Origin of the sequence: Streptomyces misionensis, from assembly GCF_007896895.1 — a bacterium.
Taxonomy (GTDB): Bacteria; Actinomycetota; Actinomycetes; order Streptomycetales; family Streptomycetaceae; genus Streptomyces; species Streptomyces misionensis_A.
The window spans coordinates 21,251-33,490 of record NZ_VOGW01000134.1 but is presented as its reverse complement, the minus strand read 5'-3'; the positions used below and the strand labels follow the sequence as shown (position 1 = coordinate 33,490).

The following is a 12,240-nucleotide window of genomic DNA, read 5'->3' as shown; positions in this document are numbered from 1 at the left end:
GCTGGGCGGGCTGCTGGGCCCAGGCCGCGGCGCCCGCGCCCTGGGCGGCGTACGGCGCCTGCTGCGCGTGCGGCTGCTGCTGCGGCTGCCGGCCGGCGGCGATCGCGGCACCGGTGAGATCCAGCCGCGGTCCGTCGGTCGCGTTGCCGAGATGCACCGAGACGCCCGGGCCTATCTCGGACCGCTGGATCCGCTGCCCCCGCAGATACGTGCCGTTGGTGCTGCCGTGGTCCTCGATGACCCAGCCGCGGCCGTCGAAGCTGACCGTGGCGTGCCGCCAGGAGACCCTGGCGTCTTCGAAGACGATGTCACCCTGCGGATCTCTGCCCAGGGTGTAAGGCCTGGACGGATCGAGCGTCCAGGTACGTCCGTTTGTTTCCAGTACGAGTTCCGGCACTCCATGCCCCACTGAGTTGTCCCCCGAATTGCCCCCATCGCGGGGAGTCTAGGGATGTCGAACATCGTGGGGAACTATTTCAGGCCCGCCCCCCTGACCAAAACCCGGGCGTGCCGCGAGACCCCCGTCCGCTCCGCCTCTCACCCGGGACGGGGGCGGGGAGTTGCGGGTCCGCCGCCTCCCGTCCGCAACGTCCCGGACACCCCGACACCACCCATTGTTCCGTGTCCGTCAGGCGGACCTCGGGGGCGTGCGGCACGGGGTGCCGGATACGGTGGGAGAACCATGGATGCTGCGCAGACCCCCGAGGTCCCCACTCTCCTCGTCAAGATCTTCGGCAAGGACCGGCCGGGCATCACGGCCGGGCTCTTCGACACCCTTGCCGCGTACTCCGTCGACGTGGTCGACATCGAGCAGGTCGTCACCCGGGGACGCCTGGTGCTGTGCGCGCTGGTGAGCCAGCCGCCGGCCGGGATCGAGGGCGATCTGCGGTCCACCGTGCACAGCTGGGCCGAGTCGATGAAGATGCAGGCGGAGATCATCTCGGGGCACGGCGACAACCGCCCGCGCGGCCTCGGACGCTCCCTGGTGACCGTTCTCGGCCATCCGCTCACCGCCGAGTCGACCGCGGCCATCGCCGCCCGCATCGCGAAGGCCGGCGGCAACATCGACCGTATCTTCCGGCTTGCCAAGTACCCCGTGACCGCGGTGGAGTTCGCGGTCTCCGGCGTGGAGACCGAGCCGCTGCGCACCGCGCTGGCGCAGGACGCCGCGGCACTCGGTGTCGACATCGCCGTGGTCGCGGCGGGCCTGCACCGCCGCGCGCAGCGCCTGGTGGTGATGGACGTGGACTCCACCCTGATCCAGGACGAGGTCATCGAACTCTTCGCCGCGCACGCGGGCTGCGAGGACAAGGTCGCCGAGGTGACCGCGGCGGCGATGCGCGGCGAGCTGGACTTCGAGCAGTCCCTGCACGCGCGCGTCGCGCTGCTGGCGGGCCTGGACGCATCGGTGGTGGAGAAGGTGCGCAACGAGATCCGGCTGACCCCGGGCGCCCGCACCCTGATCCGCACCCTGAAGCGGCTCGGCTACCAGGTCGGCGTGGTCTCCGGCGGCTTCACCCAGGTCACCGACGATCTGCGGGAGCGGCTGGGGCTCGACTTCGCCCAGGCGAACACGCTGGAGATCGTGGACGGCAAGCTGACCGGCCGGGTCACCGGGGAGATCGTGGACCGCGCGGGCAAGGCGCGGCTGCTGCGCCGGTTCGCCGCCGAGGCGGGGGTGCCGCTGGCGCAGACGGTGGCGATCGGCGACGGCGCCAACGACCTGGACATGCTCAACGCGGCCGGTCTCGGTGTCGCCTTCAACGCCAAGCCCGTGGTCCGCCAGGCGGCGCACACCGCGGTGAACTTCCCCTTCCTCGACACGGTCCTCTACCTCCTCGGCATCACCCGGGAAGAGGTCGAGGCGGCCGACACCCACGACGAGGACTGAGACCCCGCCGCCCCACCGCCGTACGCCGGGGGTCCGGTCTCCCCGGCGGAGCCGGACCCCTGACGCCGGCTCCGGGTCACTCCGAGGGCGCCCAGAAGCCGCTCAGCGTGCACACTCCCGGCTCCAGGCTCTTCCAGGGGCCCTCGAAGGAGAGCAGGGCGAAGGCGGCGGCGGGGAAGCCCCGCCGGTTCATCCGCTCGCGGGCCTCCTCGTCGGCCGAGCCGGACAGGATCTCGGCGAGGCCGTGCACCCCCGGGTTGTGGCCGATCAGGATCACCGTGGCGACCTCGTCCGGGACCTCGTTGAGCAGGGCGATCAGCTCGCCGGGCGAGGCCTCGTAGATCCGCTCCTCGTAGACGGTCTTCGGCCGGTGCGCCAGCTCGTGGACGGCGAGCTTCCAGGTCTCGCGGGTCCGGGTCGCGGTGGAGCACAGGGCCAGATCGAAGGTGAGGCCGGAGTCGGTCAGCTTGCGTCCGGCGACCGCCGCGTCCTTGCGGCCCCGCTCGGCGAGCGGGCGCTCATGGTCGGACACCTGGGGCCAGTCGGCTTTCGCATGCCGGAAAAGGGCGATCCTGCGGGGTTCTGCGACGCTCATGCGTCCCAGCTTCGCATGAAACAGGCCACAGGGCGCAGGGAGTTGACAGGCGAACCGGCCGCGTACGGCGGCTCTCGGTCAGTGCCCGAGCAACTGCTGTGCGCGCTCGACGAGACGGGGTATCGCCGGGTCGGAGCCGACCGCGTGCGCGTTCGACGGGCTGAGTATCAGCAGGAACAGACCGATGAAGGCGAGCGCGGGCAGCGCGAGGGCCCACCAGGGCAGCCGGATGTCGACGCCGCCCGTGGTCGCCGGGTGGGTCCGGAAGTGGGTGCGGGCGGACATGGTGCCTCCGAGGTCCTTCGAGCGGGTCGGTGACCACCCGATGCGGTCACCACTCGAAGGTACGGAATCCGCGGCCGCCAACCCATCAGGTTTTCCACCCAGTTACCCCTGACCCTTGCCCCCTAGGGGACAGGGGGGCCAGCCCCACCCTCCGCCCGGAACGCCGTGGCGGAAGGGCTCGGGGCGGGCGGCGTCACGCGGCGGGCGGCGTCACGGGGACGCGATGGTCGCGACGATGGCGATGAGGACGAAGATCGCGAAGAAGGAGCCGAAGACGAGCAGCATCTTCTTCTGACCGTTGCGGGGGTTCGGGTCGAGCACAGGCTGCATGCGCCCAGTCTCGCACCTCTGCCCCGGCCGCCGTGCGCGGGGGTCAGCGCGCGGCGGCCTCCTCCTCCACCGTGCGGTCGCGGCCCGCGAGGAAGCCCACCACCATCTGGGGCACCATCAGCGCCGCCATGAGGGCGATCGGCAGCCCCCAGCCGCCGCTGTGCTGGTAGAGCACGCCGACCAGCAGCGGGCCCGGGATGGAGATCAGGTAGCCGGTGCTCTGCGCGAACGCGGACAGCTGGGCCACCCCCGCACCACTGCGGGCCCGCATGCCGACCATCGTCAGCGCGAGCGGGAAGGCGCAGTTGGAGATGCCGAGCAGCAGCGCCCAGGCCCAGGCGCCGGCGGCCGGGGCGAGGTACAGGCCGGCGTATCCGGCGAGCCCGCACACGCCCAGGGCCAGCACGATCGGGCCCTGCTGGGGCAGCCGGGTGGCGACCCGCGGGATGACGAAGGCCAGCGGCACGCCCATCACCATGGTCACGGCGAGCAGCAGGCCCGAGGTGCCGGCCGAGACGCCCGCGTCGCGGAAGATCTGCGCCATCCAGCCCATGGTGATGTAGGCGGCGGTGGCCTGGAGGCCGAAGAAGACGGCGAGCGCCCAGGCGGTGCGGCTGCGGGTGATCCGCAGCGGGGCCTGCGCCGGCTGCGCCCCCGGCCCGGCGGCCGCGGATGCGCCGGCCGCCCGGCCCGAGTCCTCGTGCCCGGCGCCGCCCCGGCCCTGCCGTACCAGCGGCAGCCAGGGCAGCACGGCCGCCGCCGCGATCACCGCCCAGACGGCGAGTCCCGGCTGCCAGTGGCCGCCCATGGCACGGGTCAGCGGGACCGTCACCGCGGCCGGGAGGGAGCTGCCGAGGGCGAGGACCATCGAGTACAGGCCGGTCATGGAGCCGACCCGGTCGGGGAACCAGCGCTTGACGATGACCGGCATCAGCACGTTGCTGACCGCGATGCCCATCAGGGCGAGCACGCTGGCGGCCAGGAACCCGGCGGTGTTCCCGGCGTACGGCCGGATCAGCAGGCCCGCGCAGACGGCGGCCATGCCGGCGCACACCACGGCGGCCGGGCCGAAGCGGCGGGCCAGACGGGGCGCGGTCACCCCGAAGACGGCGAAGCAGAGCGTCGGCACGGAGGTGAGCAGTCCGGCCACGCTGCCGCTCATGCCGAGCCCGTCGCGGACCTCCTCCAGGAGGGCGCCGAGGCTGGTGATGGCCGGGCGCAGATTGAGCGCGGTCAGCACGATGCCGGCGGTGACCAGGCGGATCACCCATGCGCGCGGGGCGCCCGGTTCCGGGGTCGTCTCGGGTGCGCTCGGCGTGGCGGACATGCCGCGTTCGGTCGATGACATCGCCGTACGGGTGTCCACTGCGCGGGTTTCCTCACTAGCCATGAGGCCCATCATAGAATCATAGGATGATTGGTTGTCCATCCCCCGGAACCCCCGGAGCGCGCGCGCCCCGGCCTCCCGTGCAAAGGTGTGCCATGCCCCTGAGCCACCCGCGCCGTTCGGTCCTGTCCGAGCAGGTGATCGCCGAACTGCGCAACCAGATCGCCACCGGCGAGTGGCCGGTCGGCTCCCGTATCCCGACCGAGCCGGAACTCGTCGAGCAGCTGGGCGTCGCCCGCAACACGGTCCGCGAGGCCGTGCGCGCGCTCGCCCACAACGGGCTGCTGGACATCCGCCAGGGCTCCGGCACCTATGTGGTCGCCACCAGCGAACTGGCCGGTGTGATGCACCGCCGGTTCGCCGGCTCGGACCCGCGGCACATCGCCGAACTGCGCTCCACGCTGGAGTCCGCCGCGGCCAAGCTGGCCGCCGAGCGGCGCACCGAGAAGGACCTCAGACAGCTGGACGCGCTGCTGGTGCGGCGCGACGAGGCCTGGGAGAGCGGCGAGGCGGAGGCCTTCGTGACCGCGGACGCCACCTTCCACCTGGCCGTCGTCGCCGCCTCCCACAACGAGGTCATGACGGCGATGTACGCCGACCTGGGCGAGCTGCTGCGGGCCGCGCTGCGCGCGGACGTCGGCGCCGAACTGACGCCCGAGGCGCACATGGACCACACCCGCCTGGTGGACGCGATCCGCGCGGGCGACGCCGAGGTGGCGGCGAGCGAGGCCGCCGGCTATCCCTTCCAGTGCCGGACGGGCCCGGTCAGCGCACCTTCTGGTGGCTGATCCAGGCCGAGCCGACCTCCTTCCAGCACCTGCCGGTCAGCCGGACGGTCCGCGCGGGCTCGGCGTCCACCGGGGCGCTGTCGGTGTCGATGTCCCACCAGCGGGCGCACGCGATGTGCAGGCGCAACCGGTCGGTGTCGACATAGGGGTTGTGGCAGTACGCCACCACGTGGGAGCCGGTGACCGCCGTACGGCAGGCGGCCCCGAACGGCTGCGGCGCGCCGGCGCTCGCGCGGGCGTGCGGCGTCGCGTCGTACGGCAGGGACAGCACCAGCGCGGCGGCCATGGTCAGCGGTGCCAGGCTGCGGGACAGGCGCACCGGGGGACCTCCTCGGCCGGGCTCGGAGGGATGCGCCGGGTGAACGCGCTTTCAGGGTGCGCCACGCGGACGCCGGCCCGCCCGGCCGGTGAGCCGAACGGGTGACGGGCCCGGGCACGGAAGAGGCCCGCACCCCGGGCGGGGTGCGGGCCTCTTCCGGCACGCGGGCTTACGTCACGCGGGCTTACGTCACGCGGGAGCGCTCAGGCGCCGACCGCGTGCAGACCGCCGTCCACGTGGATGATCTCGCCCGTGGTCTTCGGGAACCAGTCGCTCAGCAGGGCGACGATGCCCTTGCCGGCCGGCTCCGGGTCCTTCAGGTCCCACTCCAGCGGGGAGCGGCTGTCCCAGACGGAGGCCAGCTCGCTGAAGCCCGGGATGGACTTGGCGGCCATCGAGCCGATCGGGCCCGCCGAGATCAGGTTGCAGCGGATGTTCTGCTTGCCCAGGTCGCGCGCCATGTAGCGGTTGGTCGCCTCCAGGGCGGCCTTGGCCGGGCCCATCCAGTCGTACTGCGGCCAGGCGAACTGGGCGTCGAAGGTGAGGCCGACGACCGAGCCGCCGTTCTGCATCAGCGGCAGGCAGGCCATGGTCAGCGACTTCAGGGAGAACGCCGAGACGTGCATGGCGGTGGCCACCGACTCGAACGGCGTGTTGAGGAAGTTGCCGCCGAGCGCGTCCTGCGGGGCGAAGCCGATGGAGTGCACGACGCCGTCGAGGCCGCCCAGCTCCTCGCCGACCAGGTCGGCCAGCCGCCCGAGGTGCTCCTCGTTGGTCACGTCCAGCTCGATGACCTTGGTCGGCTTCGGCAGCTTCTTGGCGATGCGCTCGGTCAGCGTGGGCCGCGGGAAGGCGGTCAGGATGATCTCGGCGCCCTGCTCCTGGGCCTGCTTGGCGGCGTGGAAGGCGATGGAGGACTCCATCAGCACACCGGTGATCAGGACGCGCTTGCCCTCGAGAATTCCGCTCATGGTGATCAGTGACCCATTCCCAGTCCGCCGTCAACGGGGATGACGGCTCCAGTGATGTACGAGGCGTCGTCCGACGCGAGGAACCGCACCGCCGCGGCGATCTCCTCCGGCTGCGCGTACCGGCCGAGCGGCACCTGCGCGACGATGCCCTGGCGCTGCTCGTCGCTGAGCACCTTGGTCATGTCGGTGTCGACGAAACCGGGGGCGACGACGTTGAAGGTGATGTTGCGCGAGCCCAGCTCACGGGCGAGGGAGCGCGCGAAGCCGACCAGGGCGGCCTTGGAGGCGGCGTAGTTCGCCTGGCCGGCCGAGCCGAGCAGACCGACCACGGAGGAGATCAGGACGACGCGGCCCTTCTTCGCGCGCAGCATGCCGCGGTTGGCGCGCTTGACGACGCGGAAGGCGCCGGTGAGGTTGGTGTCGATGACCGAGGTGAAGTCCTCCTCGGACATGCGCATCAGGAGCTGGTCCTTGGTGATGCCGGCGTTGGCGACCAGCACCTCGACGGGACCGTGCCGGTCCTCGATCTCCTTGTAGGCCTGCTCCACCTGCTCGGCGTCGGTGATGTCGCACTTGACGGCGAGGAAGCCGGCCGGCGGCTCACCCGAGCGGTATGTGATGGCGACCTTGTCGCCGGCGTCGGCGAAAGCGCGGGCGATGGCGAGGCCGATGCCCCGGTTGCCTCCGGTGACGAGAACCGAGCGGCTCAACGGATCACCCTTTCGATAGCGGTCTGCAGAGATCCGACAATCCGCCCGAACACCTGGATGACAGGCGGCTTCATCGAAAACCTATCGGTCCGCTCGCGCCCGCGGGCAATCGGGCACCGACAGTGGCGCGGGACCGTCGCTGTCGGGTCCCTACAGATCGGACCGGTCCCGACCCGAAAGGGTGTGGTCGCTCGCACCGCCCGCAGGCCATGATCGGAGCCGACAGGCCACGACAGCAGGGAGACCTCCGTGCCCCATTCCATCGACGAAGCCTTCACGGCGCTTCCCCTCAGGGCCCTCGCCGACGCCGCGCTCGCCCGCGCGCGGGCGCTCGGGGCCGAGCACGCGGACTTCCGGTTCGAGCGGGTGCGCGACGCGACCCTGCGGCTGCGGGACGCCCGGCCCGCGGGGTCCTCGGACACCACCGACCTCGGGTACGCGGTCCGGGTCGTGCACGGCGGCACATGGGGCTTCGCCTCCGGGGTGGACCTGACCATGGACGCGGCGGCCCGGGTCGCCTCCCAGGCGGTGACCATGGCCAAGCTGTCCGCACAGGTGATCAGGGCCGCCGGGTCGAAGGAGCGGGTGGAGCTGGCCGACGAGCCGGTGCACGCGGACCGGACCTGGGTGTCGTCGTACGAGATCGACCCCTTCTCGGTGCCGGCCGAGGAGAAGACGGCGCTGCTGGCGCAGTGGAGCGCCCGGCTGCTCGCGGCCGACGGCGTCGACCACGTGGACGCGAGCCTGCACACCGTGCACGAGAACAAGTTCTACGCCGACACGGCCGGGACCGTGACGACCCAGCAGCGGGTGCGGCTGCACCCGGAGCTGACCGCGGTGTCGGTGGACGGCTCCAGCGGCGAGTTCGACTCGATGCGCACCCTCGCGCCGCCGGCCGGGCGCGGCTGGGAGTACCTGACCGGGACCGGCTGGGACTGGGAGGAGGAGCTGGCGCGCATCCCGGAGCTGCTGGCCGAGAAGATGCGCGCGCCGAGCGTGGAGCCGGGCCTGTACGACCTGGTGATCGACCCCTCCAACCTGTGGCTGACCATCCACGAGTCCATCGGGCACGCCACCGAGCTGGACCGGGCGCTGGGCTACGAGGCCGCCTACGCCGGCACCTCCTTCGCCACCTTCGACCAGCTGGGCGAGCTGCGGTACGGGTCCGAGCTGATGAACGTCACCGGCGACCGCACCGCCGAACACGGCCTGGCGACCATCGGGTACGACGACGAGGGCGTCGAGGCGCAGTCCTGGGACCTGGTGAAGGACGGCACGCTGGTCGGCTACCAGCTGGACCGCCGGATCGCCCGGCTGACCGGGTTCGAGCGGTCCAACGGGTGCGCGTACGCCGACTCCCCCGCCCATGTGCCGGTGCAGCGCATGGCCAACGTCTCGCTGCGGCCCGATCCGGCCGGGCTGTCCACCGAGGACCTGATCGGGGGCGTCGACCGGGGCATCTACGTGGTCGGGGACCGGTCCTGGTCGATCGACATGCAGCGGTACAACTTCCAGTTCACCGGGCAGCGCTTCTTCCGGATCGAGAACGGGCGACTCACCGGGCAGCTGAAGGACGTCGCCTACCAGGCCACGACCACCGACTTCTGGGGGTCGATGGCGGCGGTCGGCGGCCCGGGGACGTACGTCCTGGGCGGCGCCTTCAACTGCGGCAAGGCCCAGCCGGGGCAGGTGGCCGCCGTGTCGCACGGCTGCCCCTCCGCCCTGTTCCGGGGCGTCAACATCCTCAACACCACCCAGGAGGCCGGCCGATGAGCGCCCGCACCGACAAGCCGCACGAGACCGTCGAGCGGGCCCTGGAGCTGTCCCGGGCGGACGGCTGCGTCGTCATCGCCGACGAGCACTCCACCGCCAACCTGCGCTGGGCGGGCAACGCGCTCACCACCAACGGGGTGACCCGCGGCCGCACGCTCACGGTGATCGCCACGGTGGACGGCAAGGAGGGCACCGCCTCCGGGGTCGTCTCCCGCTCCGCGGTGACCGCCGAGGAGCTGGAGCCGCTGGTGCGGGCCGCCGAGGCGGCCGCCCGCGGGGCCGGGCCGGCCGAGGACGCGCGGCCGCTGGTCACCGGCGTGCCCGCGGCGCCCGACTTCACGGACGCGCCCGCCGAGACCTCCTCCGCCGTGTTCGCCGACTTCGCCCCGGCGCTCGGCGAGGCCTTCGCGCGCGCCCGGGCCGGCGGCCGGGAGCTGTACGGCTTCGCCAACCACGAGCTGGTCTCGACGTACCTGGGCACCTCCACCGGGCTGCGGCTGCGGCACGACCAGCCGGCCGGCACCCTGGAGCTGAACGCCAAGTCGCCCGACCGCACCCGCTCGGCCTGGGCCGGGCGCGCCACCCGGGACTTCAAGGACGTCGACCCGGCCGCGCTCGACGCCGAGCTGGCCGTGCGGCTGGGCTGGGCCGAGCGGAGCGTCCAGCTGCCCGCGGGCCGCTACGAGACGCTGCTGCCGCCGACCGCGGTGGCGGACCTGCTGATCTACCAGATGTGGTCGGCGTCGGGCCGGGACGCGGCCGAGGGCCGCACGGTGTTCTCCCGGCCCGGCGGCGGCACCCGGATCGGCGAGCGGTTCTCCGAGCTGCCGCTCACGCTGCGCGGCGACCCGCACGAGCCGGGGCTGGAGTGCGCGCCCTTCGTGGTGGCCCACTCCTCCGGCGACGACCGGTCGGTGTTCGACAACGGGCTGCCGGCCCCGGCCACCGACTGGATCCGCGAGGGCGTCCTGCGGCGGCTGACGACCACCCGGCACAGCGCCGCGCTCACCGGGCTGCCGGTCGCCCCCGCGCCGGGCAACCTGATCCTGGACGGCGGCAACGAGCGCTCGCTGGACGAGATGGTCGCGCACACCGAGCGCGGGCTGCTGCTGACCTGTCTGTGGTACATCCGCGAGGTCGACCCGGCGACGCTGCTGCTCACCGGTCTGACCCGGGACGGTGTCTACCTGGTGGAGAACGGCGAGGTGACCGGACAGGTGAACAATTTCCGGTTCAACGAGTCGCCGGTGGACCTGCTGCGCCGGGCCACCGAGGCGGGCCGTACGGAGAAGACGCTGCCGCGCGAGTGGGGCGACTGGTTCACCAGGGCCGCGATGCCCGCGCTGCGGGTCCCCGAATTCAACATGAGTTCTGTCAGCCAGGGCGTATAACCTCGTAGTCGGCTGGCACCCGACCAGTCCGAAGATCATCGAGGAGACACGAGAACCGTGACGGACATCGTCGACGAACTGAAGTGGCGCGGGCTCATCGCCCTCTCCACGGACGAGGACGCATTGCGCAAGGCGTTCGCGGACGGTCCCGTCACGTTCTATTGCGGCTTCGACCCGACCGCGCCCAGTCTGCACCTGGGCAACCTCGTGCAGATCCTGACGATGCGCCGCATCCAGCAGGCGGGCCACCGCCCGCTGGGCCTGGTCGGAGGTGCCACCGGACTGATCGGCGACCCCAAGCCGACCGCGGAGCGCACGCTGAACGCGCCGGACACCGTCGCCCAGTGGGTGGAGCGGCTGCGCGGGCAGATCCAGCCGCTGCTGGACTTCGAGGGACCGAACGCCGCGGTGATGGTCAACAACCTGGACTGGACCCAGGGCCTGTCGGCCATCGAGTTCCTGCGGGACATCGGCAAGCACTTCCGGGTCAACAAGATGATCGCCAAGGAGGCCGTGTCCCGGCGGCTCAACTCCGACGCGGGCATCAGCTACACCGAGTTCAGCTACCAGATCCTCCAGGGCATGGACTTCCTGGAGCTGTACCGGCGCTACGGCTGCACGCTCCAGACCGGCGGCAGCGACCAGTGGGGCAACCTGACCTCCGGCACCGATCTGATCCACCGGGTCGAGCCGGACGCCGTGGTGCACGCGCTGGGCACCCCGCTGATCACCAAGGCGGACGGCACCAAGTTCGGCAAGACCGAGTCCGGCACCATCTGGCTCGATCCCGAGATGACCACGCCGTACGCGTTCTACCAGTTCTGGGTCAACGCGGACGACCGGGACGTGGCCAAGTTCCTGCGCATCTTCAGCTTCAGGTCCCGCGAGGAGATCGAGGAGCTGGAGCGGCAGACCGAGGAGCGGCCGCAGGCCCGGGCGGCGCAGCGGGCGCTCGCCGAGGAGCTGACCACGCTGGTGCACGGCGCCGAGCAGACGGCCGCGGTGACCGCCGCGTCCAAGGCGCTGTTCGGGCAGGGCGAGCTGGCGGAGCTGGACGGCCGGACGCTGGCCGCGGCGCTGTCCGAGGTGCCGCACATCCAGGTCACCGAGCTGGCTTCCGTGGTCGACCTCTTCGCCGAGGTGGGGCTCGTCGCCAGCAAGTCCGCGGCGCGGCGCACGGTGAAGGAGGGCGGCGCCTACGTGAACAACGTGAAGGTCGCCTCCGAGGACGCGGTGCCGTCGGCCGACGAGCTGCTGGACGGGCGGTGGCTGGTGCTGCGGCGCGGCAAGCGGAATCTGGCGGCGGTGGAGGTCGTCGCCCGGTAAGTGCCGTCGGGGCGTGGGGAGCCGCGGTGCGCGCGGTTCCCCACGCCCCCGGGGACGCTCGGGTGCGGGACCTCGCCCTTGGGGGCGGTCTCAGACTCTTTCCATCCTGCGGCGCTTTCGCTTGCCCAGCGTCGCCGCGTAGAAGGAGTCCACCACGGCCACGATGATGATCGCGGCCACGAGTTGGAAGATGTGCCGGCTCCAGTCGATGCCCCGGGTCTCGGCGACGTGGAGGGCGCGAGCGATCGCGTTGCCCGCGACGGCGCCGAGGATGCCGCAGATGGTGGTCAGCCAGAGTGGGCTGTGCTGCTTGCCCGGGATGATCGCTTTGGCGATCACACCCAGCACGAGTCCCACGACGATCGCCCACAACCAGCCCATGGCTGCCTCCTCGTCCGGGTCGAAGTGAGCTTTACGCCAGTGTCAGCCGGTCCGTCCCCGGCCGCACGTCGGGATGCGGGCGCGCCGGGCGGG

General features: G+C 72.1%; 14 protein-coding genes. 5 read left to right on the top strand and 9 right to left on the bottom strand.

The window, feature by feature from the left end; genetic code table 11:
* The coding region (locus tag FRZ03_RS24045; protein WP_261399317.1) for an FHA domain-containing protein at positions 1-397 on the bottom strand (397 nt) is incomplete at its 3' end.
* Positions 398-682: 285 nt separating this feature from the next.
* Between FRZ03_RS24045 and serB the strand changes: the two genes are divergently transcribed.
* On the top strand, positions 683-1,891 hold the full coding sequence (serB, locus tag FRZ03_RS24040; RefSeq protein ID WP_146467232.1) for a phosphoserine phosphatase SerB: 1,209 nt from the start codon (positions 683-685) through the stop codon (positions 1,889-1,891).
* A gap of 76 nt (positions 1,892-1,967) precedes the next feature.
* Here the strand turns inward: serB and FRZ03_RS24035 are convergent, their stop codons facing one another.
* From FRZ03_RS24035 to FRZ03_RS24025, 4 genes are all read right to left on the bottom strand, one after another.
* Positions 1,968-2,486, bottom strand: a complete 519-nt coding sequence (locus tag FRZ03_RS24035) for a SixA phosphatase family protein (RefSeq protein ID WP_146467231.1) — start codon at positions 2,484-2,486, stop codon at positions 1,968-1,970.
* A 78-nt stretch (positions 2,487-2,564) separates the two neighbouring features.
* The gene (locus tag FRZ03_RS24030) at positions 2,565-2,771 is read right to left on the bottom strand and encodes a hypothetical protein (RefSeq protein WP_146467230.1); all 207 of its coding nucleotides are present in this window, start codon (positions 2,769-2,771) and stop codon (positions 2,565-2,567) included.
* 210 nt (positions 2,772-2,981) lie between these two features.
* The gene (locus FRZ03_RS40515) at positions 2,982-3,101 is read right to left on the bottom strand and encodes an SGM_5486 family transporter-associated protein (RefSeq protein ID WP_261399316.1); all 120 of its coding nucleotides are present in this window, start codon (positions 3,099-3,101) and stop codon (positions 2,982-2,984) included.
* A 43-nt stretch (positions 3,102-3,144) separates the two neighbouring features.
* Complete coding sequence (locus FRZ03_RS24025; RefSeq protein WP_398660999.1) at positions 3,145-4,491, bottom strand: CynX/NimT family MFS transporter; 1,347 nt, start codon at positions 4,489-4,491, stop codon at positions 3,145-3,147.
* 92 nt (positions 4,492-4,583) lie between these two features.
* Between FRZ03_RS24025 and FRZ03_RS24020 the strand changes: the two genes are divergently transcribed.
* Positions 4,584-5,276, top strand: coding sequence for a FadR/GntR family transcriptional regulator (locus FRZ03_RS24020; RefSeq protein WP_146467229.1), 693 nt, complete (start codon positions 4,584-4,586; stop codon positions 5,274-5,276).
* Here the strand turns inward: FRZ03_RS24020 and FRZ03_RS24015 are convergent.
* The 3 genes from FRZ03_RS24015 to fabG form a co-directional block, all read right to left on the bottom strand.
* A complete protein-coding gene (locus FRZ03_RS24015; protein WP_146467228.1) occupies positions 5,254-5,595 on the bottom strand; it encodes a hypothetical protein in 342 nt (113 codons plus the stop codon). The genes FRZ03_RS24020 and FRZ03_RS24015 overlap by 23 nt on opposite strands.
* 203 nt (positions 5,596-5,798) lie before the next feature.
* Positions 5,799-6,566: an enoyl-ACP reductase FabI gene (gene fabI, locus FRZ03_RS24010; protein WP_146467227.1), complete on the bottom strand. Its 768-nt coding sequence runs from the start codon at positions 6,564-6,566 to the stop codon at positions 5,799-5,801.
* 5 nt (positions 6,567-6,571) lie between these two features.
* Positions 6,572-7,276: a 3-oxoacyl-[acyl-carrier-protein] reductase gene (fabG, locus tag FRZ03_RS24005; RefSeq protein ID WP_146467226.1), complete on the bottom strand. Its 705-nt coding sequence runs from the start codon at positions 7,274-7,276 to the stop codon at positions 6,572-6,574.
* A gap of 249 nt (positions 7,277-7,525) precedes the next feature.
* Between fabG and FRZ03_RS24000 the strand changes: the two genes are divergently transcribed.
* The 3 genes from FRZ03_RS24000 to tyrS are packed head-to-tail and all read left to right on the top strand — an operon-like array spanning position 7,526 to position 11,766.
* Positions 7,526-9,049, top strand: coding sequence for a TldD/PmbA family protein (locus FRZ03_RS24000; RefSeq protein WP_146467225.1), 1,524 nt, complete (start codon positions 7,526-7,528; stop codon positions 9,047-9,049).
* The gene (locus tag FRZ03_RS23995; protein ID WP_146467224.1) at positions 9,046-10,440 is read left to right on the top strand and encodes a metallopeptidase TldD-related protein; all 1,395 of its coding nucleotides are present in this window, start codon (positions 9,046-9,048) and stop codon (positions 10,438-10,440) included. Before FRZ03_RS24000 ends, FRZ03_RS23995 begins: the two co-directional genes overlap by 4 nt.
* 57 nt (positions 10,441-10,497) lie before the next feature.
* A complete protein-coding gene (gene tyrS / locus FRZ03_RS23990) occupies positions 10,498-11,766 on the top strand; it encodes a tyrosine--tRNA ligase (protein ID WP_146467223.1) in 1,269 nt (422 codons plus the stop codon).
* 90 nt (positions 11,767-11,856) lie between these two features.
* Here tyrS and FRZ03_RS23985 read toward each other — a convergent pair whose 3' ends face one another.
* Positions 11,857-12,147 carry a GlsB/YeaQ/YmgE family stress response membrane protein gene (locus FRZ03_RS23985; protein ID WP_146467222.1) on the bottom strand — a complete coding sequence of 97 codons (291 nt, stop codon included), beginning with the start codon at positions 12,145-12,147 and terminating at the stop codon, positions 11,857-11,859.
* Between the last annotated feature and the right edge of the window lie 93 nt (positions 12,148-12,240).

Excerpts from the sequence above, each read along its gene's own strand:
- serB (WP_146467232.1), top strand. The coding sequence starts at position 683 with ATGGATGCTGCGCAGACCCCCGAGGTCCCCACTCTCCTCGTCAAGATC.
- FRZ03_RS24030 (WP_146467230.1), bottom strand. The coding sequence starts at position 2,771 with ATGTCCGCCCGCACCCACTTCCGGACCCACCCGGCGACCACGGGCGGC.
- FRZ03_RS40515 (WP_261399316.1), bottom strand. The coding sequence starts at position 3,101 with ATGCAGCCTGTGCTCGACCCGAACCCCCGCAACGGTCAGAAGAAGATG.
- fabI (WP_146467227.1), bottom strand. The coding sequence starts at position 6,566 with ATGAGCGGAATTCTCGAGGGCAAGCGCGTCCTGATCACCGGTGTGCTG.
- FRZ03_RS24025 (WP_398660999.1), bottom strand. The coding sequence starts at position 4,491 with ATGGCTAGTGAGGAAACCCGCGCAGTGGACACCCGTACGGCGATGTCA.
- FRZ03_RS24035 (WP_146467231.1), bottom strand. The coding sequence starts at position 2,486 with ATGAGCGTCGCAGAACCCCGCAGGATCGCCCTTTTCCGGCATGCGAAA.
- FRZ03_RS23985 (WP_146467222.1), bottom strand. The coding sequence starts at position 12,147 with ATGGGCTGGTTGTGGGCGATCGTCGTGGGACTCGTGCTGGGTGTGATC.
- FRZ03_RS24020 (WP_146467229.1), top strand. The coding sequence starts at position 4,584 with ATGCCCCTGAGCCACCCGCGCCGTTCGGTCCTGTCCGAGCAGGTGATC.
- FRZ03_RS23995 (WP_146467224.1), top strand. The coding sequence starts at position 9,046 with ATGAGCGCCCGCACCGACAAGCCGCACGAGACCGTCGAGCGGGCCCTG.